The organism is Vibrio sp. 970 (genome assembly GCF_033339075.1).
Genome location: NZ_JAWOTW010000518.1, coordinates 1 through 608, shown reverse-complemented (window position 1 = coordinate 608; position 608 = coordinate 1). Strand labels below are relative to the sequence as shown.

1 protein-coding gene is annotated in these 608 nt (G+C 50.5%); it reads left to right on the top strand.

Annotation, left to right across the window (positions count from 1 at the left end):
* A partial coding sequence (locus R7Q11_RS27630) for a methyl-accepting chemotaxis protein (RefSeq protein ID WP_225467165.1) occupies window positions 1-608 on the top strand: 608 nt, incomplete at both ends.

Sequence of the window (608 nt, the reverse complement as noted above, 5' to 3'; positions counted from 1 at the left end):
TCGCTCTGTCGTAGAAATGACCGTGACGAATGTTGGTCAGCTGACGGGTATCCTCTCGAACAGCCAACAGTCTATCGGCTCATTGAACCAACACGTCGATAAAATTGGCGGTGCGGTGAACATCATTCAAGACATTGCTGAACAAACGAACTTACTTGCACTTACCGCGGCTATCGAAGCGGCTCGTGCGGGTGAGCAAGGACGTGGATTTGCCGTGGTTGCCGATGAAGTTCGCGCTCTTGCGAGCCGTACACATCAATCCCCGGAAGAGATCACGCGAGTGGTGATGGACATCCAAGCGCAGATGTCGATGGTGGTTTCCTATATTGATCAATGTAACGAACAAGGCCAGCAAACCCTGAGTGCATCTGAACAATTAGACGCGAGCCTCCAGCAAATCATCACGGACATGCACGCGATTCAAGGCAACTCAGAGCGCATTGCTTCTGCTATTGAAGAGCAAGGCATTGTGATGAACCAAGTTAGCGACTCAACCACTGACCTGAACGTTATCTCTGAAAACAACATGCACTCCGCGCAAGAATGTTTGCATGAAGTGAACTCAGTGTCGGCTCAAGCACACGATATGGATGAAGCGGTAGCCGAGA